The organism is Microbacterium sp. 2MCAF23, assembly GCF_052115565.1.
Taxonomy (GTDB): domain Bacteria; phylum Actinomycetota; class Actinomycetes; order Actinomycetales; family Microbacteriaceae; genus Microbacterium.
The window spans coordinates 1-26,921 of the sequence record NZ_JBFRGY010000005.1 but is presented as its reverse complement, the minus strand read 5'-3'; the positions used below and the strand labels follow the sequence as shown (position 1 = coordinate 26,921).

Here is a 26,921-nt window from a genome sequence, read left to right as displayed (position 1 = left end):
CGGCACCCTGCCGGATCCGCTAAGCTGTTCAGGTTGTCTGGGTACATCTGTGCCCTGACACGTGCACAACACCCTCCTGCTTCCGGGAAAGTCCCGGAAGCCGTTCTAGTCCGAAGGAGGTGGGTAAGTGACGCACCAGTACGAGCTCATGGTCATTCTGACCCCCGAGCTGGACGAGCGCCAGGTTGCCCCCAACCTCGACAAGTTCCTGAAGGTCATCACCAACGATGGTGGCTCGATTGACAAGGTCGACATCTGGGGCAAGCGCCGTTTCGCCTACGAGATCAACAAGAAGACCGAGGGCATCTACGCCGTCGTGAACTTCACCGCGAGCAGCGATGCCACCAACGAGCTGGACCGCCAGCTGAACCTGTCGGAGCTCGTGTTCCGCACCAAGGTTCTGCGTGCCGAAGAGGCGCAGGCGATGGTCGCAGCCGAGGCCAAGCGTGCCGAGGAGAAGGCCGCCCGCAAGCCCAAGGCCGCGAAGGTCTAAGGATCATGGCCGGCGAGACCGTCATCACCGTGGTGGGAAACCTCACTGCCGACCCCGAGCTGCGCTACACGCAGAACGGGCTGCCGGTGGCGAACTTCACCATCGCTTCGACGCCGCGCACCTTCGACCGCCAGGCGAACGAATGGAAGGACGGCGACGCGCTGTTCCTCCGTGCGTCCGTGTGGCGCGAGTTCGCCGAGCACGTGGCGGGATCCCTGACGAAGGGCATGCGGGTCATCGCATCCGGACGCCTGCGTCAGCGCTCCTACCAGGACAAAGAAGGCCAGAACCGCACCGCGATCGAGCTGGAGGTCGACGAGATCGGCCCCTCGCTCCGCTACGCGACCGCGCAGGTCACCCGTGCCGCCTCCAACGGCGGCGGCAACGGCGGTGGCTTCTCCGGTGGCAACAGCGGCGGTGGACGTCCGCAGCAGCAGTCCTCGAACGAGCCGTGGTCGACCCCCGGTTCCTCGAGCGCTGACGCGTGGAGCACTCCCGGCAGCTTCGGCGACGACACGCCTTTCTGAGGCCGTCGTCGGTCCCGCACAGGGGCCGGAGCACAAACAAGATTGCGGATCCTGACGGATCCGAAAACCATTTCTCGTAAGGAAGACTCATGGCTGGAAAGTCGAGCGGCGACCGCCGCAAGCCGCGGAAGGGTGGCAAGCCCACCGCTCCCGCGAAGTCCATCCGCGTGGGTGTCATCGACTACAAGGACGTCGCGACCCTCCGCAAGTTCATCTCGGAGCGTGGAAAGATCCGCGCCCGTCGTATCACCGGTGTCTCGGTGCAGGAGCAGCGCCTGATCGCCAAGGCGATCAAGAACGCGCGCGAGATGGCGCTCCTGCCCTACGCCGGCGCTGGCCGCTAAGGGGTACCGACATGGCAAAGCTGATTCTCACGAATGAGGTCGCCGGGCTCGGTAGCGCCGGTGACGTGGTCGAGGTCAAGAACGGGTACGCCCGCAACTACCTCGTGCCGCAGGGTTTCGCTGTCGCGTGGTCGCGCGGTGGCGAGAAGCAGGTCGAGCAGATCCAGGCCGCCCGCAAGGCGCGTGCGATCCATGACCTCGACGACGCGGTGGCGCTGAAGAACGCCATCGAGGCCGCCAAGGTGCGCCTGGCCGTCAAGGCCGGCGCCGAGGGCCGTCTGTTCGGTTCAGTCAAGACCGCCGATGTCGCCGCCGCCGTCGAGGCTGCCGGTATCGGTGCGATCGACAAGCGCAAGGTGCACATCACCTCGCCGATCAAGTCGGTCGGCGAGCACGAGGCCACGGTTCGTCTGCACGACGACGTGACCGCCGTGATCACGCTGCAGGTCGTCGCCGCCAAGTAATCCGGCGGGCGCTGCAAAGCGCCGACTGCCTGTCAGGGGCCGTCTCCTTCGGGAGGCGGCCCCTTTCGCGTGTCCTGGAGCAGTCACAGGTGGAGGGTGGGAGCACCGCGAGATCACCGCGCTTTTCTTAATGACCAGAACCGGGTTCGACCCGGATGCCTCAGTACATTCGACGGGTCCGGCAGGGTCGCCGGCTCCGCACACCGGCGATGGCGCCGGTGACATGTGAAAGGCATCGTCCGTGAAGATCTCGACATTCGCCCGTGCCGCGGCGGTGGGGACGGCTCTGCTCCTCGCCCTGACGGCGTGCAGCTCCCCGAAGAGCGACCAGGGCGCCTCCGCCGATTCCGGCACCACTCCATTCAAGCCGCTCACCCGGCTCGAGCTGATCGCCCCGGCCGCGCCGGGAAGCGGGTGGGATCAGACCGCCCGCGCGACCCAGGGCTCGCTGCAGGCCGACAAGCTGGCCAAGACCGTGACGGTCAACAACGTACCCGGCGCCTCGGGCACCGTCGCCCTCGCGCAGGTCGCGCCGAAGAAGGGCCAGAAGGACCTGCTGATCATGTCGGGGCTGGCGATGATGAGCGGCGTCGTCACGAACGGCACCTCGGTGTCCCTCGACGACTTGACCCCGATCGCGCGTCTCGTCGGCGAGCACGAGGCGATCGTCGTGCCCAAGGGCTCGTCCTTCGCGAGCATCGACGATCTCTTCGCGGCCATCAAGAAGGATCCGAAGTCCGTCGCGATCGCGGGAGGATCCGCCGGATCCGCGGACCATCTCTTCATCGGCCTGCTCGCGCAGCACTACGGCGTGAAGCCGTCGGACGTCAACTACGTGCCGTACTCGGGCGGCGGCGAGGCCACCACGGCGCTGCTCGGCGGCAAGGTGCAGGCGGGCATCGCGGGCACCGGTGAGTTCGCGGCGCAGATCGAGAGCGGCGAGCTGACCGGCCTGCTCGTCTCCTCGCTCAAGAACGACGGCGACCTGACCTTCGCCCAAGCCGCGGGGGAGATCGATCCCGAGCTGGAGTTCGCCAACTGGCGCTCGATCATGGCGCCGGGCGGCATCGATGCGAAGCTGCGCGCGCAGTACCTCGCCGCCATCGAGAAGATGCACGCCGGCGACGCGTGGAAGGCCGAGCTGCAGAAGAACGACTGGATCGACAACTACATCGCCGGAGACGAGTTCGCCGGGTGGCTGAAGTCGGAGAACACGCGGGTGCAGAGCGTCCTCAAGGACCTGGGTCTCGCGAAGTAGCATGAGCGCTCGCGGAGTGGCATCCTCCTCCGCGAGCGGTCGCGCCCGTTGTGTCAAGCCGCACCAAGGAGCATCCGATGAGCGACGTCTCTTCGCCTCAGGAAACCGCCACGCCCGAAGACCCGCATCCGGAGGAACTCGGACACGGGACCCGGCCGCCATCCACCAGGGGACTCGGCGAGTGGGTCGTCGCCGCGGCCGTGTTCGTGCTGGGCGGCGTCGTCCTCTTCGACGGGCTCGGCCAGCGCCAGTCCACGTCCGCGTCCGGGATCGGCGCCGGCTTCATGCCCATCGTCGTGGGCAGCGCACTGCTCCTGCTCGCGGCGCTGCTGGCCGTGCAACTCGCGCGCGGAAAGCGCGGTGAGCCCGAACAGGCCGAAGGCGACGTCGACGTCACCCGCACGCACTGGGTGGCGCTGGGCATCGCGGCGGCCGGCCTGCTGTTCTTCCTGTTCACGGTGGAGCCGTTCGGCTTCATCCCCGCCACTACGGTCATGTTCTTCCTGATCTCGCTTGCGATGGGGTCCCGGCGTTATCTGATCGCTGCCGTGATCGCGCTGGCGACCGCCTGCGTGATCTTCTTCGCCTTCACGAGGCTGCTCTCGATCGACCTGCCCGCGGGCGGGCTGGAAGGGATCATCTGATGCCCGGCCTCGAAGGACTCATGCACGGGTTCGAGCTGGCGTTCCAGCCGCAGAACCTGATCTTCGCGCTCATCGGCACGATCGTCGGCACGCTCGTGGGCGTGCTGCCGGGAATCGGGCCCGCGCTCACGATCGCCCTGCTGCTTCCGCTCACCTACTCCGTCGATCCGTCGGCCGCGTTCATCATGTTCGCCGGCATCTACTACGGCGCGATGTACGGCGGTTCGACCACCGCGATCCTGCTGAAGACTCCGGGAGAATCGGGGTCGGTCATCACCGCGATCGACGGCAACAGGATGGCGCGCATGGGAAGGGGCGCCACGGCTCTTGCGACCGCCGCGATCGGATCGTTCGTCGCGGGCACGATCGCGACGATGCTGGTCGCGTTCTTCGCGCCATGGATCGTCGACATCGCGGTGCAGCTCGGCCCGCAGGACTATCTCGCCCTCATGGTGGTGGCATTCCTCACCGTGAGCGCGCTGGTCGGCAGCTCGCCGCTGCGGGGACTCATCTCGATGGCGGTGGGGCTCGCGATCTCGCTCGTCGGCATCGACTTCCAGAGCGGACAGCAGCGCCTGACCTTCGGCCTCCTGCCGCTCCTCGACGGGATCGACACCGTGGTGCTGATCGTCGCGCTGTTCGCGATCGGCGAGCTGTTCTACGTCGTCGCCCATCAGTCGACCCTGCTGTTCAAGGTCATGCCGTTCGCCGGCCGCTGGATGAACCGGGAGGACTGGCGGCGGTCGTGGAAGCCATGGCTGCGCGGCACGGCGATCGGCTTCCCGCTCGGCGTCATCCCCGCCGGCGGATCCGAGATCCCGACCTTCCTGTCGTACACGCTGGAGCGCAGGCTGTCCAAGAGGCCCGAGGAGTTCGGCCACGGCGCGATCGAGGGCGTGGCGGGGCCGGAAGCGGCGAACAACGCCAACGCGGCCGGCACCATGGTGCCGCTGCTCACACTCGGCATCCCGACCTCTGCGACCGCCGCGGTCATCCTCGTCGCGTTCCAGCAGTACGGGATCCAGACCGGGCCCCAGCTGCTGGAGACCAACGGCCCCCTGGTGTGGAGCCTCATCGCGAGCCTCGTGGTCGCCAACGCGATCCTGCTGCTGCTGAACCTTCCCCTCGTGGGGCTGTGGGTGAAGCTGCTGAAGATCCCGAAGCCGTACATGTTCGCCGGTATCGCGACGTTCGCCGTGCTGGGCGCCTATGCGGCGGGGGGTTCGACCTTCGATGTGGGCCTGCTGCTCGTGCTGGGCGTGCTCGGCTACGTCATGCGCCGCTTCGGCTACCCGGTCTCACCGCTCATCGTGGGAGCGATCCTCGGACCGATCGCCGAGGTGCAGTTCCGCCGGGCGCTCGACATCGCCGGCGGTGACCCTGCGACGCTGATCTCGACGCCCTTCACGTGGGCGATCTACGGCACGCTCGCCCTGGTGTTCATCCTCACCTTCGCGCTGCGCCGCCGCCCTTCGAAGCGGGACGTCCTGGTCGAGGTGGGCGCTCTGCCGACCTCCCTCGTCCCGACGATCGAAGCCGTCCCGACGATCGAGGCGCCGGAACGCACGCCGGTCGACGGCCGGACACCGGACCGGGAGGCGGCACGCACGCAGAGCGACCGGCAGTGATTGTCGCGGAGCGCACGCGCGGCGCCCGCCCGGAGGGTCTCTCCTCCGGTGGGCGCCTCCCTGGCGCGTGGGAGACTGTTGCCGTGCGTCGTCCGATGTCGTTGAGCACGCAGTTGCTGGTGCTGCAGATCGCGATCGTGCTGGTCATCGTCGCGGGGACGGGTGCGGTCGCGGCCTTCCTCGCCGCCCAGGCGAACAGGGACGCCTACCGGGATCGCATGGTCGCCATCGCGCAGTCCGTCGCCGGTCTGCCGACCGTGGTCGAGGCCTTGCTGGCGCAGGATCCCGAGGGCCAGATCCAGCCGATCTCGGAAGCCGTGCGCAAGTCCTCCGGCCTCAGCTACGTCGTCGTGACCGACGACCACGGCATCCGCTATTCGCATCCGAATCCCGAGCGCATCGGCGAGAAGGTCTCCACGGACCCCTCGGTCGCCCTCTCCGGAAAGGTGCAGATCGAGACCCAGACCGGCACGCTGGGTGAATCCTGGCGGGTGAAGGTGCCGATCCACGGACCGGACGACCGGGTGATCGGGATCGTCTCGGTCGGGATCTTCGAGACGGATCTGCAGGCGCAGTTCGTCGACGATCTCCCGGGTCTCATCATCGCGCCCATCGCGGCCGCCGTGATCGGCGTGATCGGCTCGGTCTGGATCGGCGCACTGCTGCGCCGGCGCATCTACGGCCTCGAGTCGGAGGAGATCCGCACGATGCTGGACACCCGGGAGGCCATGCTGCACGGCATCCAGGAGGGGTTCATCGCGGTGGATGCAGACGGACGTCTCGTCGTCGTCAACGACGCGGCCGCCCGACTTCTCGGCGTGGAGTCGGACGAGATCCTCGGCAAGGACGTTGCGGACGTGCTCGACGAAGAGCTGGCGCAGTTCCTGCTCTCCGGGGAGACCGGGGAGACCCCGGTGCTGTCCGGCGAGCGCGTGCTCGTGGTGCACGGGGCTGCGGCGCGGGTGAAGGATCGCGATGTCGGTCACATCGCGATGCTGCGCGACCGGACAGAACTGGAGGAGACCCTGCGCGATCTGCGCGGTGCACGCAGCCTGGCCGATGACCTGAGGGCGCAGTCCCACGACTTCTCCAACACCCTGCAGGTGCTCAGCGGCCTGCTCGAGACCGATCAGACCGATGCGGCGCTGTCCTTCATCCACCGCGTCGGCGGCGGCGGATCCCTTCCGACGGGACAACTGCTGCACGGCATCGACGACATCGAGGTCTCGGCGCTCGTGCTGGCCAAGTCCGCGCGCGCCCAGGAACTGGGGATCGACCTGGTCGTGGATCCCGACTCGCACCTGCGCGAGGTCGAGCAGGACGACGACCTGCTGACGATCATCGGGAACCTGCTCGACAACGCGATCGAAGCCCTCGGATCCCGGGGAGGGCAGGTGGTGCTGCGCATCAACGACGACGTCCTGCCGGATCGGATCACCGTGAGCGTCGACGACGACGGTCCCGGTGTTCCGGCGCACCTGCGCGAAGCCGTCTTCGAGATCGATGTCTCGGACAAGGGGTCTGTTCCGCGCAAGGAGCGGCGGGGCATCGGCCTGACGATCGTCAAGCGGGTGGCGCAGCGACTGGGCGGCACCGCGATCGCGGAGGCATCCGAATCGGGCGGCGCCCGATTCGTGGTGGATGTGCCGTGGTCGTTCGAGGTCAAGGCTCCGTGATGAGCTCCGCACGGGTCGTGATCGTCGAGGACGATCGGCTGCTCGCAGGCCTCAACGCCAAGCTGGTCGGCGATCACCCCGGTTTCGAGGTGGTCGCCGTGGCGCACACCGCATCGGCGGGCCTCAGGGAGATCGAGCACCACCGCCCGGATCTGCTGCTGCTCGACGTCTACCTTCCCGACCTGAACGGCCTGGAGCTCCTGCGACGGCTGCGGACGATGCGGACCGACGTCGAGGTGATCGCCGTGACCGCGGCGCGCGACCTCGAGACGGTGCGTCGTGCGCGGACGCTGGGCGTCCGGCACTATCTGGTCAAGCCGTTCACGAGGGCCGATCTGCATCGCCGTCTGAACGAGGTGCAGCGCGCCCTCACCATGGCGGCGGGGGATGCGGATCTGGACCAGCGGGCGGTCGATCTCATGCTGGGCGGCGGCTCCGATGACGCCGTGGCCGCGCCCAGGAACCTCTCGGCCTCGAGTCTGCAGCGGGTCGCGGCGCTTCTCGACGGGGCCGCGGGCGACATGTCGTCGGCGGAGATCGCAGACGCTCTGGGGATGTCGCGGGTGAGCGCTCGCCGCTACCTCGATCATCTCGCCACGATCGGGCGGGCGGAGGTCGCGCCCCGCTACGGCACGGTGGGGCGCCCGGAGAACCGCTATCGCGCCTCCCGCGGCTGAAACGGCGGAGGCTGTCCGGATCGGCCGATGAGGCTCTGCGCTCTGCACCAGATCCATTGCCCGAATACCGGAAGACCGGTATGGTTTGCCTCAAAGGTTGCACGGGCTGGGGCGCGGGCAACCGTCGACGGGGTGGGACCCGGTGATCGGTGAGCGACGACAGCGGCGACGACGCGAGCACCGAGGAGACCGGCGCGAGCACGTCGGGGCCGGCGCCCGAAACCGTGCCGCCGAGACCCGTGACGGCATTCGCAACCGGATCAGGGACGGGGGGTGCCGATGCGACGGCATCGAGGACGGGCGATGCGGCATCCGAGGCGATGGTCGACGCCGCACCCACGGCGTCGGAGACGGCTGGCGCGGCCTCGTGGACGATGCTCTGCACCGGCGCGATGATCGCATCCACGGCGCCGTTGGCGGTGGTCGGCGTGTCGCCGACGGTGGACGCGATCTCGGAGGAGGTGCCGACGAGCAGGCCGACGGCGTCGCCGAGCAGTCCACCGGAGTCATCCGCGTGCGCCGGCGAGGAGCCGAAGATCACGGAGAGCGCCGCCCAGCCCAGGGGGAGACAGGCGCCCGAGAGCAGACCGACACGGAGTCGGTGACCGCTCCAAACGGTCACGTCCACGGTCACCTCCCAGGATCCCGAGTGACCGAGTGACGTCGCGAGGACGACGTTCGCTTGGTGCTGACTGTAGGCTCGCCGGCGGCGCACGTCCAGGGGGCGCATTCTTGTTCCCGACGCGGAAGAGGCGCGCTACTGTCGAGGCGTGGGGGGAGCATGAGCACGGATGCCGGCGGGGTGCTGCCGTATCCGCTGCCCCGCAACTGGCAGGACAGAGGGATGGGTCCCCTGCCGGCGACCGCGATCGCGATCATGACTGTGGTCGCCGCGGGACTACTGATATTCGGCGCCCTGCGAGCTCTCGGCGGAGACGTGCTGGGTACCGTCCTGGCCAGCGTGTTCTATGGTGCGCTCATGGCCGGCGTCTCGGTCTCCCGGGAAGGCGGCCGAAGGCGGATCAAGGGCCCCGTGCTGATGAACGCGGTCACCCTCACGCGGGCGGATTCGGCGCCTCCGGACTCCTGGGTGCACTTCTTCCGCGAGGGGCTCGCGTCATGGACTCTCGGCTGGGCGCTGCTGCTGGGCGGAGTCGGATCCGCCGTGCTTCTGGTGATGGCGGGCGTACGTGCGATCGCCGTCGATGCAGGCGGATGGCTGCTGCTCGTCGTTCCGCTGGGGCTGTGCGCGGCCATCCTCGTGCTGTGCGGGGCGATCGCGCTGATCATCGCGTTCCGCAGCGCGTCGTTCGCCCGTATCCCGATCGGGCTCTCGATCGGTCGCAGCGGCATCTCCCGGTACTACGTCGACAACATCGAGTCCGTTCGCTGGGAGGACATCCGCGCGATCACCGCCGTGGCACGGGAGGACTCCGACACGGAGGGATCCCGGAGCGTCCTGATCGAGCGCGAGGGCGAGGACCCGTGGCGCATCGGAGTCGACGAGTATCCGACGCCGCCGTGGGTGATCTATTGCGCGCTGCGGTTCTGGCTCGAGCATCCGGCGGACCGGAGCGAGCTCAGCAGCACGTTCGCACAGCGACGTCTGGAGCAGTGGTGCGACGCGGCGAAGGATCCGGCTGTTTGAGCGCACGCGCCGTCTTGGAGTGCGCGGATGAGCAGCGCCACACCCGCCGAATGGCCGACTTGACAAAAGGCGGCCCACGTGGGGGGCGTCCCCAGGTTGTGCACATCCCACCACGCGACGGCGAACCTTAAAGAGGGACTTTAAACAGATTCTCATCCACAGGGTGGGGAAGAGGGAAACGCCTGATCAGGCTGGGCAAAAAAGTTCCGGAGGCGAACGTTCCCCACAGTTGTCCCCAGGCACTCTGCACAGACACTCCGGAGTTACCCGCAATCTCTCCACATAGTTATCCACAGGCTCCCGAGCGCTGCAGGTAGCGTTGTCGAGCATCCCGATGTCGGACCCTGGTGGTGTGCTTTGTGCTGCGGGATGTTCATCCCGCCCGAGGCGCGGATCCGACGGTGATGTGCTCGGCAATCGGTGGAGGAAGAGGGGGCGCGCGTGTCGATCGCGGACATCGCGGAGGAGCGGCTCGGTTCGGGACGTGGGCCTGAGCGGACCCCGCCGCACGACCTCATGGCCGAGCAGAGCACCCTCGGCGGCATGCTGCTGTCGAAGGACGCGGTCGCCGACGTCATCGAGTCTCTGCGCGGGGCCGATTTCTACATCCCCAAGCACGAGCTGATCTTCGACGCGATCCTCTCGCTGTACTCGCACGGCGAGCCGACCGACGTCATCGCCGTCACCGACGAGCTGATCAAGACCGGCAACCTGTCGCGCGCGGGCGGGGCCGACTATCTGCATTCGCTGACGTCGATCGTGCCCACCGCCGCGAACGCCGGCTTCTACGCGGGGATCGTGTCGGAGCGTGCGCTCCTGCGCAAGCTCGTCGATGCAGGCACCCGCATCGTGCAGATGGGCTACGACGGACAGGGTGACGCCACCGACCTCGTCAACAGCGCCCAGGCCGAGATCTACGCGGTCACCGGCACCGAGGCCGCCGAAGACTACGTCCCGCTCACCGTCGCCGTCGATGCCGCCGTCGAGGAGATGGAGGCCGCGAGCGGCCGGGACGGATCCATGACCGGCGTGCCGACCGGGTTCCGCGAGCTCGACGAGCTCACCAACGGCCTGCACGGCGGTCAGATGATCGTCGTCGCCGCGCGTCCCGCCATGGGCAAGGCGCTCGCCCTCGACACCCCGCTGGCCACCCCCACCGGGTGGACGACGATGGGCGAGGTGCAGGTCGGCGACTACCTCTACGGCGCGGACGGGCACCCGACGAGCGTCGTCGCCGTCACCGACGTGATGCTCGACCGCCCCTGCTATGAGGTCGAGTTCTCCGATGGCACCACGATCGTCGCCGACGCGCAGCACCAGTGGGTCACTGAGACCCGAGCCTCACGTCGGGGCATCGGCGGCACGGTGACCGTCACGACCGAGCAGATCCTCGAGACGCTGACCGTGGGCGTGGAGGGGCGCGCCAATCACTCCATCCCCAACGCGGCGCCGCTGCGCGCGGCCGATGCCGAGCTGCCGATCCCTCCGTACGTGCTGGGCGCCTGGCTGGGCGACGGACACGGTGCCTCAGCCCGCCTGACCAGCGAGACAGACGAGATCCCGGCGCTGATCGCGGCGACCGGCGTCCGGACGCAGGCGCGCGGCGGCATGCTGTATTCGCTCCAGCTCGCCGAGCGGCAGCTGCTCGTCAAGAACTGCGATGTCTGCGGTGTCGAGTTCGTCGCGCGGCACCCCAACGTGAACACGTGCGGCCGCACCTGCGGGCCGAAGAACAAGGGCGCGCACCCGGAGCGGCTGTCCTGCCCGGACTGCGGTCACGCGTACTCGGGTGAGGCGCTGCGCTGCGACGCGTGCCACCGCGATCACGGCAGCTTCGCCGCGCTGCTGCGCAAGGTCGGAGTGCTGGGTGACAAGCACATCCCCGTGCGGTACCTGCGGGCATCCGAGGCGCAGCGTCGCGAGCTGCTCGCCGGTCTCATGGACACCGACGGCACGGTCGTCAAGGGCGTCGGATCCTGCCAGTTCTCGGTGACGAGCAAGCGTCTGGCCGACAGCGTGTACGAGCTGATCGTCAGCCTCGGGTACAAGTGCGGTCGGACGACGGGGCGCGTACGCGGCCGTACCGAGGCGTCATCGGTCGCCTACATCCTGAACTTCTCCACGGTCGACGACGTCTTCCACCTGGAGCGCAAGCGGCTCGCTCACGCGCAGGAGCGTCCATCGAGCACCCTGCGGATCGGGCGCCGGTACGTGAAGGCGGTGCGCCCTATCCCGAGCGTGCCCGTGCGGTGCGTGCAGGTCGACAACGACGACCATCTCTACCTCGCCGGCGAGTCGATGATCCCGACGCACAACTCCACGCTCGCGCTCGACTTCGCCCGTGCCGCCTCGATCGGGCACAACCAGCCCTCCATCTTCTTCTCGCTCGAGATGGGCAAGGCGGAGATCGCCATGCGCCTGCTCAGCGCCGAGGGTGCCGTGCCCCTGCAGAACCTCCGCAAGGGCACGCTCGACCAGCGCGACTGGACGACCGTCGCGTCGACGCGTGGACGCATCAACGACGCACCGCTGTACATCGACGACAGCCCGAACATGACGCTCGTCGAGATCCGCGCGAAGTGCCGCCGGCTCAAGCAGCGCGTCGGCCTGAGGATGGTCGTCATCGACTACCTGCAGCTGATGACCAGCGGCAAGAAGGTCGAATCGCGTCAGCAAGAGGTGTCGGAGTTCTCCCGTGCCCTGAAGCTGCTCGCGAAGGAGCTGCAGGTGCCGGTGATCGCGCTCTCACAGCTGAACCGTGGCTCTGAGCAGCGTCAGGACAAGAAGCCCGCGATCAGCGACCTGCGCGAGTCGGGCTCGATCGAGCAGGACGCCGACATGGTGATCCTGCTGCACCGCGACTCCGTCTACGACAAGGACGTGCGTCCCGGCGAGGCCGACCTCATCGTGGCCAAGCACCGTAACGGTCCGACGGCCACCATCCAGGTCGCCTTCCAGGGTCACTTCTCGCGCTTCGCCGACATGGCCAGTGACTTCCAGGGCGGCGGGGACTTCCACTGACCTGAGGGCGGAGCTGCACCCCGTCAGCGGTAGAGCGCGACGGCTCCGCCCCACAGTGCGCCGGGGTTGAGCCGATCCGGGTATCGGTCGAGCATCGCGGTGAAGAAGTCGAGGGCGTTGTCGTGGATCGCGTAGATGACGTCCCCGGCCACCACGAGTTCGATGCTCGGCACGTGCAGGACGCTGGTGTCGTCGGTGTCCGAGTGGCCGACCTCCACCACGTTCAGAGCGTGGCCCTCGAGGTCGAGTCGGCCACCCACCACCGGCTCGGCGATGACATCGGTGACGGGGATCTGGCCGGGGAACAGAGCGTCCCAGAACACTTCCCGGATCGCGAGGTTCTTGTGCATCTGCTCGATGGTCCCTGCCGTGGCGACCACATCAGCGCCGAACCTCGCGGCGAGTTCGCTCGCCCCGAACCAGTGGTCGCCGTGACCGTGGGTCACGAAGATGTGCGTCAGGTTCTTCCCGCTGGCCGCGACCCGATCCTCGACGGCCGCCGTCTGGGCAATCGTCATCGGCGGATCGACGAGCACGGCGTCATGATCGCCCGAGATCAGAGTGATGGACAACGGCGAGAACTCGCGCTTGTCACCAATCGGTACGAGGGCGGTGCTGTGCTGCGGGATCGGATCCGCCACATATACGTCGTAGGTGAGGGTGGAGGTCATCGTCTCTCCGTTCGTCGAAGGCCGTTGCCTGGTCAGGCGAGGAGGAGACAGGTCGCGATGGCATGGGCGATCACGCGGCCCGATCCATCGGTGATCCGGGCTTCGGCGCTGGCGGTGCGTCGCCCGATCGTGACGACCTCCCCTCGGCAGCGCAGAGTTCCGCTGTCGAGGGTCGCGGGGCGGGTGAACTTGATGGTGAGGTCGAGTGAGGTGTAGCCGACGCCCGCCTTGAGCTTCGTGTGCACGGCGCAGCCGAGCGCCGAGTCGGCAAGGCCCGCGAGCATCCCGCCGTGCACCGTGCCGAGCGGGTTGAAGTGCCACTCCTCGGGTGTCATCTCGAAGATCGCCCACCCGTCGCCGACCTCGACGGGGTGGATCCCGGTCGTGACGCCGGCGGGCACTTCCGGCAGCTCGCCGGATCCGATTCGGCTGAGGAAGTCCAGCCCGTCCGACTCGCGGGCCGCTCGGGCCAGCACCTCGGCGTCACCCCATGAGTACGTGCGAGTTCGGTTCATGCCCGTGCGAGGGTCGAGCCCACGGGCGGCAGGTCCGGATAGAGCGCGGTGATCGGGGCCGCCAGTCCCGCCTTGACCTGCCGGCTCAGGTCGTCGGCGAGGATCTCGTACTCCCGTGCTTCGACGCCGTCGTACGCGTCCCGCACGACATCGGCCGGGGCGAGCTTCGGCGCGTCGACGCCCGCGGTCATCGGGGTGTCGGCGTAGCCCAGGTGCAGACCCGCAACGTGGACGCCGAGAGGTGCGAGCCTGAGGCGCTGCGTGTTGGTCGCCGACCAGAGCGCGGCCTTAGTGGCGCTGTAGGCGTCGCCGATCGCCAGCCAGCTCAGCACGGAGTGAACGTTGAGGAGCGCGCCCTTCGTCGCGGTCAGCGCCGGGAGAAAGGCGTTCGCGACCGCCAGCGGTCCCCAGAAGTTGGTCTCGAACAGTGCCCGGGTCTCGGTGAGGTCGGCGTCGAGCAGGCTCGAATGCGGACTGGTCGCGCCGGCGTTGTTGATCACGACGGTGACGTCGGGCGCGGCGGCGGCCGCGGCGGCGATCGACGCGGCGTCGGTCACGTCCAGAGCAAGTGGGACGATGCGCTCGTCGCCCCACTCCCGTGGCGTGCGTGCAGTGGCGTAGACCTTGCAGGCGCCTCGCTCGAGAGCCTGGCGCACGAACTCGGTGCCGAGCCCTCCGTTGGCTCCGGTGATCAGGACGACGGCATTCTTCAGGGTGGGTTCTGCCTGACTCTTGAGATCCATAGTCAGGACGATACACCGCTGACTACGTAAAACCATAGTGAGAGGTAGAATGTCTGCATGGCCACTCCAGGAGCGGACGTCATCAACCTCGAAGGCGCCTTCGCCGAGCGCGACCTCTGGCCGTCGACCGGCTGGTGCCGGATGGAGCGCGCGCTGGAGGTGGTCGGCACGAAGTCGGCGATGCTGATCGTGCGCGAGCTTTTCTACGGCGGATCGCGTTTCGACGAGCTCGCGCGTCGCACCGGCTTGAGCGACGCGGTCGCGAGCGGTCGGCTCAAGCAGTTGCACGCGGACGGTCTTGTCGAGCAGCGCCCGTATCAGGATCCGGGAAAGCGCACCCGCAAGGAGTACGTCCTCACCGAGCGCGGCAGGGCGCTCTACCCACTCCTCGTCGCCCTCATGCAGTGGGGTGAAGGGGTGCGTGACGACCACGACACCGGTGTAGAGCTGGTGCATGTCGGCTGTGGCGCGTCGCTCGAGGCGACGGTGCGCTGCGCCGACGGACACGACGTGTCCTTGGGTGAGGCCGGCGCCCGGCTCAAGGATGAGCGGCTCGCATCCGCGCTGCGGGGAAGAGCCGCGACAGCTGCGCGGGCGTGAGACGCTCTGATCCCGACGACGGACGCCGAGCCTGGGACCGGGACCTCGTGTGAACGTGCGCGCCGGTCGCATCGGGCAGGATCGACATGAGCGCCGACCCTCTCGTGCGGCGCGCCAAAGCCAACGTGTGCGACGAAAGCGGAGACGATCCATGACTGCCGATGCCCTGCGCGAACCGGTGCTGGAGTTCGCCTTCGAGATCCGCGTCGCGGTCGCGGAGGATCTGCCTGTCGGGCGAGGTCCGGACGAACGCCTCACCTTCGCGCCGATCGTCGGCGGCACGGTCGACGGGCCGATGCTGCGCGGGGAGGTGCTGCCCGGCGGGGGCGATTGGTATGTCGAGCGGGGCTCCACCTGCCAGCTCGACGCTCGCTACCTCCTGCGTGCAGAGGGCGGAGCGGTCATCGACATCGTGAACCGCGGGTACTACCGCCCCACGGCGGATCCGGAGGCCCCGTACTATCGCACTGCGCCGGTGTTCCAGACCGATGCGCCCGAGCACCGTTGGCTCGCCGAGCACCAGTTCCTCGGTCTCGCGCGCGAGGAGGACGATCAGATCTGCATCCGGGTCTTCGTCGTGCGCTGATCCGCTTCGGCGCGGGACAAATCGTCTGACCTCGCGGCGGACGTGCCCGGCACCCGCGGGTTCTCGCATCGACCCGGATCCATCGGGCTTGACGATGTATTTCGTGCTCGCGAGGATGCCAGCATGGCTGCAGACAGTCACCAGGACGAAGCGGAGTGGTTCGCCGCGCTCTTCATGGAGACGTACCTGTCCTTTCACCGTCGGTCAGGGCCGAGGAGCGCGCTCTCCGGTCCATCGCGGGCCGTCCTCCTGCACCTGGCGGCGACCGGCCCGGTCACGATCGGGGAAGCCGCGCAGCACCTGAAGCGTACGCAATCCGTCGTCAGCGAGATCGTCACCCGCCTCGAACGCCGCGGCCTGCTCGAGCGGGAATCGGATCCGACCGACCGCCGACGCACCTTCGTCTGGCTCACATCGGAGGGCATCCGCAGCGTTCACGAGGAACAGCAGGTGCTCGACGTCAGCAGGCTGGGAGACGCATTCTCGCGGCTCCCAGCCGGCCAGGCGCACGAGATGCTCGAAACGCTCTCCGAGCTGCTCGTCAATCGGTCGGCCTCTCCGCAATCACCACGAAAGGATGGATCATGAACACCGAATCCGCGCACTGCGAAAGCTGTGGAATGCCGATCGAGACGGGTCGGTACTGCGAGCACTGCACCGATGCCGCCGGCAACCTGACGTCGTTCGACGAGCGGTTCGAGCGCATGGTGTCATGGCAGACGCGGCGCAACCCCGGCGCATCGCGCGACCAGCTCGAACGCGAGACCCTGGACTACATGGCGACGATGCCGGCCTGGCGCGACCACCCGCGCGTCGTCGCCCGCGGCTGAGCACCGCCGATTCCGACCTGCCGGCACCGGGCTTCCTCAGCGGCGCCCTTCTATCGTGCTCGCGCCGACGTTCTCGTCCCGCCACTGCATGAGCGGACGGGCGGCGCGCAGCACGGCCACCACGTGCTCGGCGGCCTCGGGGGAGTGCAGCCACGGCGTCTCCTGGCCCCAGTGCGATCGGGCGACGAGGTCCTTGTTGCGCAGCAGATCGATGCGCGGATGGTCCTTCGCGTATCCGCGGGGTGCGGTGGCGAGGCGGTCGTGCGAGGTGACGTCGATGCCCGAGGCCTCGAGCTCGCCGATGACGGCCTCGAGCCGGGGGCCTGTCTCATCGTCGGCGACGGCGGCCCGCAGCCGCGTCAGCTGGTCCGGCGTCAGCATGTGGCAGCCCGCGCCCGTGCCGATGCCCCGGGCCGAGAACTCGATGTATCCCTGGCCGAGTGTCGCGGCGATCGAGGTCTTGTAGGGAGACTTGTCTGCGCTGAAGCGGATGTCGCGGTTCGGGCGGAAGATCCTTCCCTCGCCGAACTCCGTGGACAGGTCGTCCAGCAGGGCCTGCATCGGGGCGAGCACCTCCGTGTCGTAGACCGCGCGGTTCCGGGTCCAATAGTCCTTGGTGTTGTCGGCTTCCAAGCCGACGTAGAAGGCGCTCGCGCGCTCCGACCACCCGGGGAACGTCGCGCTCATGGTCATGCCTTCTTCCGTGGGGCACGCGTCTTGGGCTTCTTGGGTGGGAGGGCCCCGACCTGCTCGAGCGCGGCGGTGACCCATTCGGTGACCCGTTCCGGATCATTCCGCCACTCGCCGGGCAGAGCGAGGTAGCCGCCCATCGGTCGTTCGGCGGGGCCGAACGGGCCTGTGCCGGGAACGGACCGCAGGGCGCTGAGCGAGCTCTCGTCGATGAGGCGCACACCGAGGTCATCGCCGAAGAGCCCGGCGAACATGTTGCCGTTCACGAAGGCGCCCAGGTTGCCGAACATCGGCTTGACCTCGACACCGGGCGTCGCCGGGATGACGGCGTGGAAGAACTCCTTGGAGTCCTCGGAGGGTCGCGGGATCTGCATGGCTCTGTTATCTCACGTTCGCCCGGAGACCGTAACCCGCCGACGTCTTCCGCGGGCACCCGCCGCAGCCTAGACTCCAGCGCGAAGCCTCCGCACGCACCGGAGATCCTCGGCGCCCCGGCGGAGCTGGAGGAGAAGACATGCAGAACCTCACGATCGACTTCATCTGCTCCCTCGACGGCTACGGCGCCGCCGAGGGCTGGCCAGGGCTCTGGGGGATGGGCGGGCCCGAGTACTTCGAATGGCTCGCCACCGCGCCCGACAAGGACTACCCGATCCTCATGGGCGCGACGACCTATCGGCTCATGTCGGCATTCGCCGCCGCCGGCGAGGAGGGCATCGACGTGCTCGACGGGATCACCAAGTACGTCTTCTCATCGACGCTCGACGAGCCGCTGACCTGGGCGAATTCGATCCTGGTCCGTGACGACGCCGTGGAATTCGTGCGACGGCTGAAAGAGGAATCGGATCGTGCGCTGCGCACGCTCGGCAGTCTGGCGCTGTGCCGGTCACTGCTGAACGCCGGCCTCGTCGACCGGTACCGCGTGGTGCTGTTCCCGGTGATCACCGGGGCGACGGGACAGGATCGGATCTTCGACGGATACCCCGATGTGCGTCTCGACCTGATCGAGTCGCGCACCTTCGACGGTCGTCTGCAGCTGCTCGAGTACGTGCCAACCGTGCTCGAGGGCCCACCCGGACGCTGAACGGTCCCGGATCGCACCCGTCTTGCTTGTCCTGGCGCACAGAACCCGTGCTTTCCGCCGGCGGGAGGAGCATGCTGGCCACAGGCGCGCAAGGCGCGAACCGGCGCCGCGCACGATGACGAGCGAGGGATCCGATGGGTCACGACAAGAATGACGAGCTGCGCGACGAGCGAGAGGGTCAGGAGGAGCGTCGGCAGCACCGTCGCGACGAAGCCTTCGATGAGACCGGCGGCGTCGACGACGAGGGCTCGCAGGACGAGCGTCGTGAAGAGGGCCTCGACCGGCTCTGACCGATTCCGGCGGCGCGATGCGACGAGAGCGGCGGGGGCCCTGAGACCCCCGCCGCTTCGGCGTCACTCGGCGAAGAACGCGAGGATGTCGTCGTCCAGGGCGACCTGGTAGTCACCCCAGATGCCGTGCGAGGCACCGGGGTAGACCTTCAGCGTTCCCTGCGAGACGAGGGTGATCGCCTTCTCCGCAGCCGCGGCGATCGGGACGATCTGGTCGTCATCGCCGTGCGCGAGGAAGATGGGGACGTCGAGCGCCTGCAGATCCTTGGTGAAGTCGGTCTCGGAGAAGACCTTCACGCAGTCGTAGGCGGCGTTGAGGCCGGCCATCATGCCCTGGCGCTGGAAGTCGTCGACGAGGCCCTGCGAACGCTTCTCCGCCTGGTGGTTGAAACCGAAGAACGACTCCGCGAGGTCCTTGTAGAACTGCGAGCGGTCGTTGAGCACGCCCGCGCGGATGCCGTCGAACACCTCGAGCGGAGTGCCCTCGGGGTTCGTGGCCGACTGGAGCATGATCGGCGGGACCGCACCGGCCGTCGCGACCTTCGACACGCGTCCTGCGCCGAGGGTGGCGGCGTAGCGGACGACCTCTCCGCCGCCGGTGGAGTGGCCCACGAGGAGGACGTCCTTCAGGTCGAGCTGCTCGACGAGCGAGGCCAGGTCGGCGACGTAGGTGTCCATGTCGTTGCCGCGGTAGGTGCGCGAGGAGCGGCCGTGGCCGCGGCGGTCATGTGCGATCGCGCGGTACCCGGCGTCGGCGAAGATCTTCAGCTCCTTCTGCCAGGCGTCCGAGCTCAGCGGCCAGCCGTGGCTGAAGATGACGGGGCGGCCCTCGCCGAGCTCGGTGTAGTAGATCTCGGTGCCGTCGGGCGTGGTGATGTAGGGCATCGTGTGTCCTTTCCTGGGGGAGGGGGCGCGACGCGGACGGCGACGGATCGCCGCGCAGCCGCGAGACACACGCTAGGCCCGGCCGGCACCGGAGAGGGAGGCCCGCGTAGTACTACCCTCCGGCGGACGTCGCGCTCGCCGGAGGGGCTGAGCGGATCGTCCCGGTCGAGAGCGGCACAGACGCCGCGATTCCGGCGAAGAGCGTCTCGGCCTTGCCTCCGGGGCCCGCCGACAGCACCGTCAGCTGGTAGCCCGGGAGGCTGCGCACAGCGAAGTTGTGCGCGTCGATCGCGACCTCGCCGAACCCCTCGATGACGATGTGGAACGTCGTGTCCTCGGGGCCGGAGACGTCGTGCCGCGCCCAGATGCGGACGAAGTCCGGATCCGCGGACAGGTCGCGCACCAGCTCGGCCAGGCGCGGCGAGTCCGGATGGGCGTCCCGGCGGAGCGTGGCGACGGCCGAGCGCGTCATCGCCTCCCACTCCACCAGGGTGCTCTTCATGCGGTCGTTGAAGAGCCCGGCGATCTGATTGGAGCCCACGGCGAGTCCCCCGTGCCCCAGCGCGGTGGCCAGCGCGTTGGCGGCGACGATGTCCCGGTGCGGGTCGGAGATGTACGCGGGTGTGCGGTACCAGCGGGACAGCGTGCGCGCGAGGCGCTCCGCGACCGCGGGGTCGGGCTCCACCTGCTGAGGCGGCCGTCCTGCGACGAGCCGGTGCAGGTGCGCGATCGACTCGTCGTCGAGGCGGAGCGCACGGGCCAGGGCCGAGAGGACCTGCTCCGACGGGCGCCCGATGCGCCCCTGCTCGATCCGCAGATAGTACTCGGCGCTGATCCCGGCGAGCTCGGCGACCTCCTGCCGGCGGAGCCCGGTGACTCGCCGCCCCGGCTGTCGGACCAACCCGACGTCCTCGGGCAGCACGACCCCGCGTCGTGCGCGGACATAGCGGCCCAAGGCGTTCAAAGAGTCGCTCACGCAGATCCTCGGTCGGGGGAGAAGAGGGGATGACTCAATTCTCCCGCACGCCGCACCCGCCCCGGGCATGTCGCCCGTAACCCCGACGGCGCGTCGGCTCAGGCTCCGCGGTGCTGCGCGATGCGGGTCAGTTCGAGGCCGTATGACGCGGCCGAGAGCTCGGCCATGTCGCTCGGGCGCGTGAAGCTGCGCCCGGTGAGCTCCTCGATCCGCCGCAGCCGGTACCGCACCGTGTTCGGGTGGCAGTGCAGCAGCGCCGCGGCGTCGGCTGCCGATCCGCCGGTGTCGATGTAGGTCTCGAGCGTCTCCAGGATCACATCGCGGTCGCCCTCGGGCAGGTGCAGCACCGGCCCGAGCACATCCTCGGTGAGGCGCTCGGCCTCGTGCGGATCCGCCGCGATCATCGCGGCGATCGGGCTAGGACTGAACACGCGCACCGCGGACGTGCCACGCGCCGTCATCGACAGCGCAGCACGGGCGAGGCGCAGCGCGCGTGGCGCGTCGGTGCGCACGGGGAAGGGCGGACTCACGCCCACCCGAGCTCCCGTGTAGCTGCGCAGCACGGTGAGCACCTCTTCGAGCGCCTCGGGCCGGGTGAGGGCGACCACTCCGAGCTGCAGGGCCGGGGTGAGCCGCCACCCCGAGACGCAGCCCTGTTCGGCGAGCCGACGGGCGATCCCCGGCAGCGACTCCGCTGCCACCTCGTTGGTCTGCGCGGCGACCACGATCAGGTCGGCGTCCGAGGGGAAGCCCAGCAGCGACGCCGCCTCCCACGGCCCGGCGTCCCTGCTGACATGCCCGGTGAGCAGCACTTCCACCAACGCGGCGCGGCGATGCTCCTGCGCGATGATGATCTCTGCGGTCGCTGCCCGGTACGCCTCGGTGAGGACGGTCGCGTGCTCCTCGGCGACGTCCCAGATCCGCGTCGAGGTGCTCAGCAGGCGCGTGAGCGTCTCGGTGCGCGGGTCCTTTGTGGCGCGCTCCACCAGCGCTCCCCACAGGATCCCGAACCCGATCCGGTACACCTGGAGCACCTCGGGCAGTGGCACGCCCTGGTGCGCCCTGCGCCGTCCGGTCTGCTCCGGCACGGTCGGGTCGAGAGGAGCTTCCGGGTGCCCAAGAGCGTGCACGAGGAAGCGCAGATTGTCCTCGATGGAGCGCCGCAGCTCCCCGGTGGAGACGTGCTTCTCGTCCTGATAGACGGCCAGTGTTTCGACGCTGCGGGCGTAGACCCTCTCGATCAGGCCGGGCAGGTGGTGTTCGACCCAGGCGATTCCCTCGTCGCGATCGCTCGTGCTCATCGCACCCCTGCGCCGGATGCGTCCGCCGCCGTGAGGTCGGTCATGTCCACTCCTGTCGATCCTGCGCGGCTTCCGTCTTGCCTTCAGCGCGTCGCTGACAGCGAGGTTACGCCGCGAGCCCGTCCGCGTGATCCGGTCGCCCCGAGGGAGCGGCGTGTTCGGTCAGCTCTGTCCGCGGCACAGGGCCTCTTGTGCCCGCGGACAGGTCCGTGGCCGGACCCCTGCCGAGGGGGCGCCGGGCGGGCTAGCGTGGCGTGCCACAAGGGGGTTGCCATGACCATCGCGACACGACGATGATGAGCCCGGAGACGTACACCGCGGAGTTGCGCGACCGGCCCTTCGGCCCCGTGGTGGAGCGGCTCGAGGGACTGCTCCTCATCGAGCGACGACCCGACGAGGTGCTCCGTCGCCACGTGGAGCAGGACGGCCGGCGCTGGACCAAGGTCTACGAGGTCGAGCCGGAGGAGCGCGAGGGGCAGCTGTTCTCGTATGTGCTCTCCTACGAGGTGCCCGAGGACATCGCCGCGGATCCGGGATCGGATGACGAGGAGGATCGATGAGCGTGCTGCTGACCGGCGCGACCGGTTTCATCGGGCAAGCGGTCCTGACGGCGCTCGTCGCCGCGGGCTACCGGGTGACCGCCCTGGTCGACGACCAGGACGACGCGGATCAGGTCCGCGCCGCGGGAGCGGATCCGTTCCTCGCGTCGGAGGAGGACACCCGCACGATATCCGAGCTCGCGCTCGAGTCGGACGGGGTGATCCATACGGCGACCTCGCGCGCGGACGATGCGGACTTCATCGCCGCAGTGATGCCGGGCCTGCTCACGAGCGACAAGCCGTTCGTCTACACGAGCAGCCTGTGGACGTACGGATCGGGACTCGACCTCACCGAGGAGTCGCCCGCTGCGCCGCCCGCCGCCGTGGCCTGGATGGACGAGACCGCGCGCCGGCTCCTCGCCGACGACAGCGAGGGCATGCGGGTGGTCGTGGTCGCGCCGGGCATCGTCTACGGGCACGGTCAGGGCATCCCGCGCCGGTTCGTCGACGACCTCGACCGCAGCGGTCAGGAGCCGGTGCTGCCGTCGATCGGCGACGGATCCCAGCATTGGGCCACCGTGCACGTCGACGACCTCGCCGACCTGTACGTGCGGATCATCGGCGCGGAATCGCACCAGAAAGACGTCTACATCGCGGCATCGGAGGCGGACGAGACCGTCGCCGAGCTCGCCGCGGCGGCGGCGTCCGCCGCCGGAGCGACGGTGCGCGCCGAGTCCGCGGAGGAGACAGGCGAGCGCCTCGGCGCGGCGCTCGCCGGGGTGCTGCTGCTCGACCAGCACGCCCGCGCGGACCGCGCCAAGGACCGGCTCGGCTGGCGCACGACACGCCCGGCGCTGCGGGACGAACTGAGGGCGGGCTACCTCGACGTGCCCGGCGATCCGCTCCTAGGATCTCCCGCATGACTTCCGAACCGACGTCTGCGGACGCGAACGAGATCCATGACTGGTCGAGCCTGGTCGCCGGCCACACCTACGAGCTGCGCAGCGGCGCGGCGCGCCACGCCGCCGTGTTCCTGCGCACCCTCACCGACGACGAGGCCCTCTTCCAGGTGGACGGCGCCGACCTGGCGGAGCCGTTCCTGCGCCCCGAGTGGAGCGTGTTCCCGGCGGATCCCGGCGCCGCGCACACCGTGCGGATGCCCGATGGCGAGCACTCGTACTGGTACAACTCCCGCACGGGTGCCGTGGAGTACGGCCTCGAGTCCCCGTCGCTGGTGCGGGTCGGCCCCTTCGCGACACGCGAGGAGGCCGAGCGCGCGCCCGAGGTGCTCCGCGCCAACAGCGAGCGCTGGGCAGCGGAGGACGACGAGGCCGAGCGGTGACATCTGTGGGTCGGGCAGACCGGAGGGAGCGGGGCCGATGATCGGGGACTCGACGGCGGTGGATGCGGGGGTGCTGATCCTGCGGCTGCTGCTGGGCCTGACGCTGACCGCGCACGGGCTCGACAAGTTCTTCGGCAAGGGCGGGATCCGTGGACGGGCCGCCTGGTTCGAGAGCGTCGGCATGCGCCCCGGCCTGCTCAATGCCGGAGCGGCGGCATCGCTCGAGGTGCTCGCGGGCCTCGGGCTCGCGGCGGGCGTGCTCACCCCGCTTCCGGCGGCCGGATTCGTCGCCCTGATGTTGGTGGCGATCTGGACGGTGCAGGGGCGCAAGGGGTTCTTCGTCACGACCAACGGCTGGGAGTACAACCTCGTGCTCGCCGTCGCTCCGGTCGCGATCGCGACGATCGGGGCCGGCCGCTACAGCGGGGACGGCCTCCTGCTGGCGCACACCCCGCTGGCCCCGCTGCTCTCGGGCTGGCCCGCGCTGGCGATCGCCGCCGGACTGGGGGTGGCGGGCGGTCTCGGCCAGCTCGCGCTCTGCTATCGGCCGGCGAAGAAGGCCCCCTCCGGAAGCGACGGGTGAGGACGCTTCCGGGGGAGGTTCCGCACGTCGCTTGCCCTGTGACAGGGACCAAGGCCACCTGACGCAGGCGACAACCGGCTTGAAGCGGATGCGAGCCCGTGACAGGCTGACCGTGCGTCGCAAACGCGCGCGGAGGGGACGGATCCGGTGGTCACTCAGCAGTTCGTCGCACCACCCGCTCGCGCGGCGCTGTTCCTCGTGCTCACGGTGAACGAAGGCAGCGAGGAGGTCGTGCGCGACGTGCTCGCCGACCTCTCCAGCATCACGCGATCGGTGTCGTTCCGCATCCCCGACGATCAGCTGAACTGCGTGCTCGGTATCGGCGCCGAGTTCTGGGACCGGATGTTCGCGCTGCCGCGTCCGAGAGGTCTGCACCCGTTCGTGCCGCTGGACGGCCCGCGCCACCGCGCCCCGGCCACGCCCGGGGATCTGCTGCTGCATGTGCGCGCGCATCACATGGACATCTGCTTCGAACTGTCCCGGCAGGTCATGGACCGGCTGCGCGGCCACGCCGTGGTCATCGACGAGACCCACGGATTCAAGTACTTCGACGAGCGCGATCTGCTCGGTTTCGTTGACGGCACTGAGAACCCCGAGGGCGCCGCCGCCCCGGCCGCCGTGCTCGTCGCCGACGAGGATCCGGAATACGCCGGCGGCAGCTACGTGATCGTGCAGAAGTACACGCACGACCTGGAGGCGTGGGGAGAGCTGTCGGTCGAGCAGCAGGAACGCGTGATCGGTCGCAGCAAACTCGAGGACGTCGAGATGCCCGACGCGATCAAGCCGGTCAACTCCCACGTGCACCTCAACACGGTCATCGACGCCGACGGCGTGCAGCGGCAGATCCTGCGCGACAACATGCCGTTCGGCCGGCTCGGCACCGAAGAGTTCGGCACCTACTTCATCGGTTACGCGGCGGATCCCGGAGTGATCGAGCAGATGCTGCGCAACATGTTCCTGGGCAGCCCGCCCGGCAACACCGACCGGATCCTGGACTTCTCGACCGCCCGCACGGGAACCCTGTTCTTCACGCCCACCCTCGACTTCCTCGACGACGTACCACCCGGGCCCGGTTCGGCATCGGCGACCGCTCCGGTGGGCGCTCCGTCGGATGCCGACGCGAAGGCGGACCTGGGCATCGGCGGGCTCCGCAGCGCCGCCGCGCACTGACCCCCACCCAGCGAAAGGTCGCAGACATGGACAACCTCCACCGCAGGCTCGCGCCGATCTCCTCGGCCGCGTGGGACCAGATCGACGACGAGGCACGGCGCACCTTCATCACGCGGATCGCGGGGCGCCGCGTCGTGGATGTGCCGGAACCGGATGGCACCGCGTTGTCGGCCGTCGGCACGGGGCACCTCGAGGCCATCGACGCTCCCGCCCCCGCCGTGCAGGCGCGGCGCCGGCGAGTGCAGCCGCTGATCGAGCTGCGCGCAGAGTTCACCGTCACCCGTGCCGCCGTCGACGACGTCGACCGCGGTGCGCAGGACTCCGACTGGCAGCCCGTGAAGGATGCCGTGGAGGCGCTTGCCACCGCCGAGGACACCCTGGTGTTCGCCGGCTCCGACGCGGCGGGCGTGCAGGGCATCGTCGCGAGCAGCTCGAACGCGACGATCCCGGTGCCCGCGGATCCGCGCGAGCTGCCGGCGGCGGTCGCGCGGGCGCTCACGGTGCTCCGTACTGTCGGTGTGCAGGGCCCGTACGCGCTGCTGCTCTCGGCCGAGCTGTACACCGCGGCCTCCGAGACCGTCGATCACGGCTACCCCGTGCACGAGCATCTGCGCCGGCTGCTCGGTGACGACGGCACCATCGTGTTCGCGCCGGCGCTCGACGGTGCGATCGTGCTCACGATGCGCGGCGGCGACTACGCGCTCACCCTCGGCCAGGACGTGGCGATCGGCTACCTCTCGCACGACGCGGACGGGATCCGGCTGTACGCGCAGGAGTCGGTGACGTTCTCGGCGTACACGTCCGAGGCCAGCGTCATCCTCCGGTGAGGGGCGCTGAGCCCGTCTGTCTCTGAGCTTGTCGAAGCGCCCCGCCACGGGATCCTGCCGACACGCTCAGGACTGCATCAGAACGGCGCGGTTTCGTCGATGAGTGGTGGATCCGGTTCCGGGTCTTCGGTGGTGAAGGTGACGGGTGCGGGTGGCTTGTCGATGTAGGTGGATCCGGCGGGGCTGGTCCATTCCAGGACCCCGGCGCCGCGTTGTTTCACTTTCCACGCCGTCTGGTGTTTGAGGACGTGGTGGCGTCGGCAGAGCCCGCCGAGGTTGCCTTCTTCGGTGGCGCCGCCGTAGGCGGCGTCGATGGTGTGGTCGAGGTCTTGGGCGGCGGGTGGGAGTCCGCAGGTGGGGAATCGGCATCGGGAGTCTCTGGCGTGCAGGAGTCGGCGCAGGTCGGTGTTGGGCCGGTAGTGGTCGACGGCGAGGATCGCCCCGGTGATCGGATGCGTGAGCACGCGTTCCCAAGCGACGGCGTTACCGGCGAGGATGCGGGCGGTGTGCGTGTCGATGGGTTGCCCACCGGCGAGTTCGGCGGGTTGCTCGGTGCGGATCCCGAACGTGGAGCCGAGACCTGCGACCGCGGTGTCGGCGGCCATCGCGGTGAACACGGGGACTGTGACTTCSACYCGYGCCTGGATCGCGGMSAGCARSCCCGCGGTCGTGTCGTGCCCKGACGSGGCRCCSGTGAGGAGGGTGTCGGCGCAGAGGTCYGCGCGGAGCTGGTCGATGCTGCGGTCATCGTCCGAATCGCCCGGAGCGTCCGGATCCGGTGTCCGTCCCGCAGTGGCGTCTTTCACGGCTGCCGTGTTCGCGACCTGCACCATCCGGGCCTGCTGGGTGAGCCGGTCGTAGATCCCATCGATCACGGCGGCCGCATGGATCAGTCCGAGCATCTTCTGCCCG

The 26,921-nt window shown here is 69.0% G+C and carries 32 protein-coding genes; 23 read left to right on the top strand and 9 right to left on the bottom strand.

All coding sequences use genetic code 11. The annotated features are described in order from the left end of the window. Nucleotides 1-127 precede the first annotated feature (127 nt). The 11 genes from rpsF (at nt 128) to dnaB (ending at nt 12,380) form a co-directional block, all read left to right on the top strand. Nucleotides 128-493, top strand: a complete 366-nt coding sequence (rpsF, locus tag AB4078_RS06745; protein ID WP_440732690.1) for a 30S ribosomal protein S6 — start codon at nt 128-130, stop codon at nt 491-493. Nucleotides 494-498: 5 nt separating this feature from the next. Next, nucleotides 499-1,020: a single-stranded DNA-binding protein gene (locus AB4078_RS06740; protein WP_378806617.1), complete on the top strand. Its 522-nt coding sequence runs from the start codon at nt 499-501 to the stop codon at nt 1,018-1,020. Between the two features lie 89 nt (nt 1,021-1,109). After that, nucleotides 1,110-1,364 carry a 30S ribosomal protein S18 gene (gene rpsR, locus AB4078_RS06735; RefSeq protein WP_071641238.1) on the top strand — a complete coding sequence of 85 codons (255 nt, stop codon included), beginning with the start codon at nt 1,110-1,112 and terminating at the stop codon, nt 1,362-1,364. Between the two features lie 11 nt (nt 1,365-1,375). Continuing rightward, nucleotides 1,376-1,828 carry a 50S ribosomal protein L9 gene (gene rplI, locus AB4078_RS06730; RefSeq protein ID WP_440732688.1) on the top strand — a complete coding sequence of 151 codons (453 nt, stop codon included), beginning with the start codon at nt 1,376-1,378 and terminating at the stop codon, nt 1,826-1,828. 241 nt (nt 1,829-2,069) lie between these two features. Further along, complete coding sequence (locus tag AB4078_RS06725) at nt 2,070-3,086, top strand: Bug family tripartite tricarboxylate transporter substrate binding protein (protein ID WP_441976479.1); 1,017 nt, start codon at nt 2,070-2,072, stop codon at nt 3,084-3,086. Nucleotides 3,087-3,163: 77 nt separating this feature from the next. Next, nucleotides 3,164-3,730, top strand: coding sequence for a tripartite tricarboxylate transporter TctB family protein (locus tag AB4078_RS06720; RefSeq protein ID WP_441976478.1), 567 nt, complete (start codon nt 3,164-3,166; stop codon nt 3,728-3,730). Continuing rightward, on the top strand, nt 3,730-5,358 hold the full coding sequence (locus AB4078_RS06715) for a tripartite tricarboxylate transporter permease (protein WP_441976477.1): 1,629 nt from the start codon (nt 3,730-3,732) through the stop codon (nt 5,356-5,358). Before AB4078_RS06720 ends, AB4078_RS06715 begins: the two co-directional genes overlap by 1 nt. Nucleotides 5,359-5,441: 83 nt before the next feature. Next, a complete protein-coding gene (locus tag AB4078_RS06710; protein WP_441976476.1) occupies nt 5,442-7,034 on the top strand; it encodes an ATP-binding protein in 1,593 nt (530 codons plus the stop codon). Beyond that, nucleotides 7,034-7,711 (top strand): response regulator, encoded by a 678-nt coding sequence (locus tag AB4078_RS06705; protein WP_441976475.1) that lies wholly within the window; start codon nt 7,034-7,036, stop codon nt 7,709-7,711. The genes AB4078_RS06710 and AB4078_RS06705 overlap by 1 nt, the downstream gene beginning before the upstream one ends. Before the next feature lie 781 nt (nt 7,712-8,492). Next, nucleotides 8,493-9,359 (top strand): hypothetical protein, encoded by an 867-nt coding sequence (locus tag AB4078_RS06700; protein ID WP_441976474.1) that lies wholly within the window; start codon nt 8,493-8,495, stop codon nt 9,357-9,359. 516 nt (nt 9,360-9,875) lie between these two features. Next, nucleotides 9,876-12,380, top strand: a complete 2,505-nt coding sequence (dnaB, locus tag AB4078_RS06695) for a replicative DNA helicase (protein WP_441976628.1) — start codon at nt 9,876-9,878, stop codon at nt 12,378-12,380. Between the two features lie 23 nt (nt 12,381-12,403). On the opposite strand, the gene AB4078_RS06690 is transcribed toward dnaB, so the two are convergent. The 3 genes from AB4078_RS06690 to AB4078_RS06680 are packed head-to-tail and all read right to left on the bottom strand — an operon-like array spanning nt 12,404 to nt 14,309. Beyond that, nucleotides 12,404-13,051, bottom strand: a complete 648-nt coding sequence (locus tag AB4078_RS06690) for an MBL fold metallo-hydrolase (protein ID WP_441976473.1) — start codon at nt 13,049-13,051, stop codon at nt 12,404-12,406. Nucleotides 13,052-13,083: 32 nt separating this feature from the next. Next, a complete protein-coding gene (locus AB4078_RS06685) occupies nt 13,084-13,566 on the bottom strand; it encodes a PaaI family thioesterase (RefSeq protein WP_441976472.1) in 483 nt (160 codons plus the stop codon). Continuing rightward, complete coding sequence (locus AB4078_RS06680; RefSeq protein WP_441976471.1) at nt 13,563-14,309, bottom strand: SDR family oxidoreductase; 747 nt, start codon at nt 14,307-14,309, stop codon at nt 13,563-13,565. Before AB4078_RS06680 ends, AB4078_RS06685 begins: the two co-directional genes overlap by 4 nt. 57 nt (nt 14,310-14,366) lie before the next feature. Here AB4078_RS06680 and AB4078_RS06675 point away from each other — a divergent pair, with 57 nt between their 5' ends. The 4 genes from AB4078_RS06675 (at nt 14,367) to AB4078_RS06660 (ending at nt 16,325) form a co-directional block, all read left to right on the top strand. Then, a complete protein-coding gene (locus AB4078_RS06675) occupies nt 14,367-14,909 on the top strand; it encodes a winged helix-turn-helix transcriptional regulator (RefSeq protein WP_441976470.1) in 543 nt (180 codons plus the stop codon). Between the two features lie 151 nt (nt 14,910-15,060). Beyond that, nucleotides 15,061-15,495: a DUF3237 domain-containing protein gene (locus tag AB4078_RS06670; RefSeq protein WP_440732678.1), complete on the top strand. Its 435-nt coding sequence runs from the start codon at nt 15,061-15,063 to the stop codon at nt 15,493-15,495. A 42-nt stretch (nt 15,496-15,537) separates the two neighbouring features. Next, complete coding sequence (locus AB4078_RS06665; RefSeq protein WP_441976469.1) at nt 15,538-16,083, top strand: MarR family winged helix-turn-helix transcriptional regulator; 546 nt, start codon at nt 15,538-15,540, stop codon at nt 16,081-16,083. Next, on the top strand, nt 16,080-16,325 hold the full coding sequence (locus AB4078_RS06660; RefSeq protein WP_440732676.1) for a hypothetical protein: 246 nt from the start codon (nt 16,080-16,082) through the stop codon (nt 16,323-16,325). The genes AB4078_RS06665 and AB4078_RS06660 overlap by 4 nt, the downstream gene beginning before the upstream one ends. Before the next feature lie 36 nt (nt 16,326-16,361). On the opposite strand, the gene AB4078_RS06655 is transcribed toward AB4078_RS06660, so the two are convergent. After that, complete coding sequence (locus AB4078_RS06655; protein ID WP_441976468.1) at nt 16,362-17,012, bottom strand: DUF2461 domain-containing protein; 651 nt, start codon at nt 17,010-17,012, stop codon at nt 16,362-16,364. A gap of 2 nt (nt 17,013-17,014) precedes the next feature. Continuing rightward, a complete protein-coding gene (locus AB4078_RS06650; protein ID WP_440732674.1) occupies nt 17,015-17,389 on the bottom strand; it encodes a TfoX/Sxy family protein in 375 nt (124 codons plus the stop codon). A 140-nt stretch (nt 17,390-17,529) separates the two neighbouring features. Here AB4078_RS06650 and AB4078_RS06645 point away from each other — a divergent pair, with 140 nt between their 5' ends. Together AB4078_RS06645 and AB4078_RS06640 are read left to right on the top strand one after the other, a co-directional pair. After that, nucleotides 17,530-18,096 (top strand): dihydrofolate reductase family protein, encoded by a 567-nt coding sequence (locus tag AB4078_RS06645; protein WP_441976467.1) that lies wholly within the window; start codon nt 17,530-17,532, stop codon nt 18,094-18,096. 134 nt (nt 18,097-18,230) lie between these two features. Beyond that, the gene (locus AB4078_RS06640) at nt 18,231-18,386 is read left to right on the top strand and encodes a hypothetical protein (protein ID WP_441976466.1); all 156 of its coding nucleotides are present in this window, start codon (nt 18,231-18,233) and stop codon (nt 18,384-18,386) included. A 63-nt stretch (nt 18,387-18,449) separates the two neighbouring features. Here AB4078_RS06640 and AB4078_RS06635 read toward each other — a convergent pair whose 3' ends face one another. From AB4078_RS06635 to AB4078_RS06625, 3 genes are all read right to left on the bottom strand, one after another. Next, nucleotides 18,450-19,271, bottom strand: coding sequence for an alpha/beta fold hydrolase (locus tag AB4078_RS06635; RefSeq protein WP_441976465.1), 822 nt, complete (start codon nt 19,269-19,271; stop codon nt 18,450-18,452). Between the two features lie 112 nt (nt 19,272-19,383). After that, on the bottom strand, nt 19,384-20,247 hold the full coding sequence (locus tag AB4078_RS06630; RefSeq protein WP_441976464.1) for a helix-turn-helix transcriptional regulator: 864 nt from the start codon (nt 20,245-20,247) through the stop codon (nt 19,384-19,386). A 98-nt stretch (nt 20,248-20,345) separates the two neighbouring features. After that, complete coding sequence (locus AB4078_RS06625) at nt 20,346-21,548, bottom strand: PucR family transcriptional regulator (RefSeq protein WP_441976463.1); 1,203 nt, start codon at nt 21,546-21,548, stop codon at nt 20,346-20,348. Nucleotides 21,549-21,844: 296 nt separating this feature from the next. On the opposite strand from AB4078_RS06625, the gene AB4078_RS06620 reads away from it, so the two are divergent. From AB4078_RS06620 to AB4078_RS06595, 6 genes are all read left to right on the top strand, one after another. Further along, the gene (locus AB4078_RS06620; RefSeq protein WP_441976462.1) at nt 21,845-22,108 is read left to right on the top strand and encodes a hypothetical protein; all 264 of its coding nucleotides are present in this window, start codon (nt 21,845-21,847) and stop codon (nt 22,106-22,108) included. Next, on the top strand, nt 22,105-23,010 hold the full coding sequence (locus tag AB4078_RS06615; RefSeq protein WP_441976461.1) for an NAD-dependent epimerase/dehydratase family protein: 906 nt from the start codon (nt 22,105-22,107) through the stop codon (nt 23,008-23,010). The genes AB4078_RS06620 and AB4078_RS06615 overlap by 4 nt, the downstream gene beginning before the upstream one ends. Beyond that, nucleotides 23,007-23,429 (top strand): hypothetical protein, encoded by a 423-nt coding sequence (locus AB4078_RS06610; RefSeq protein ID WP_441976460.1) that lies wholly within the window; start codon nt 23,007-23,009, stop codon nt 23,427-23,429. Before AB4078_RS06615 ends, AB4078_RS06610 begins: the two co-directional genes overlap by 4 nt. Nucleotides 23,430-23,466: 37 nt before the next feature. Next, on the top strand, nt 23,467-24,012 hold the full coding sequence (locus AB4078_RS06605) for a DoxX family protein (protein ID WP_441976459.1): 546 nt from the start codon (nt 23,467-23,469) through the stop codon (nt 24,010-24,012). Between the two features lie 147 nt (nt 24,013-24,159). Continuing rightward, the gene (locus tag AB4078_RS06600) at nt 24,160-25,182 is read left to right on the top strand and encodes a Dyp-type peroxidase (RefSeq protein ID WP_441976458.1); all 1,023 of its coding nucleotides are present in this window, start codon (nt 24,160-24,162) and stop codon (nt 25,180-25,182) included. A gap of 26 nt (nt 25,183-25,208) precedes the next feature. Continuing rightward, nucleotides 25,209-26,009, top strand: coding sequence for a family 1 encapsulin nanocompartment shell protein (locus AB4078_RS06595; protein ID WP_441976457.1), 801 nt, complete (start codon nt 25,209-25,211; stop codon nt 26,007-26,009). Between the two features lie 77 nt (nt 26,010-26,086). Here AB4078_RS06595 and AB4078_RS06590 read toward each other — a convergent pair. Continuing rightward, nucleotides 26,087-26,921: HNH endonuclease signature motif containing protein (locus tag AB4078_RS06590; protein WP_441976456.1), on the bottom strand; the 835-nt coding region annotated here is incomplete at its 5' end.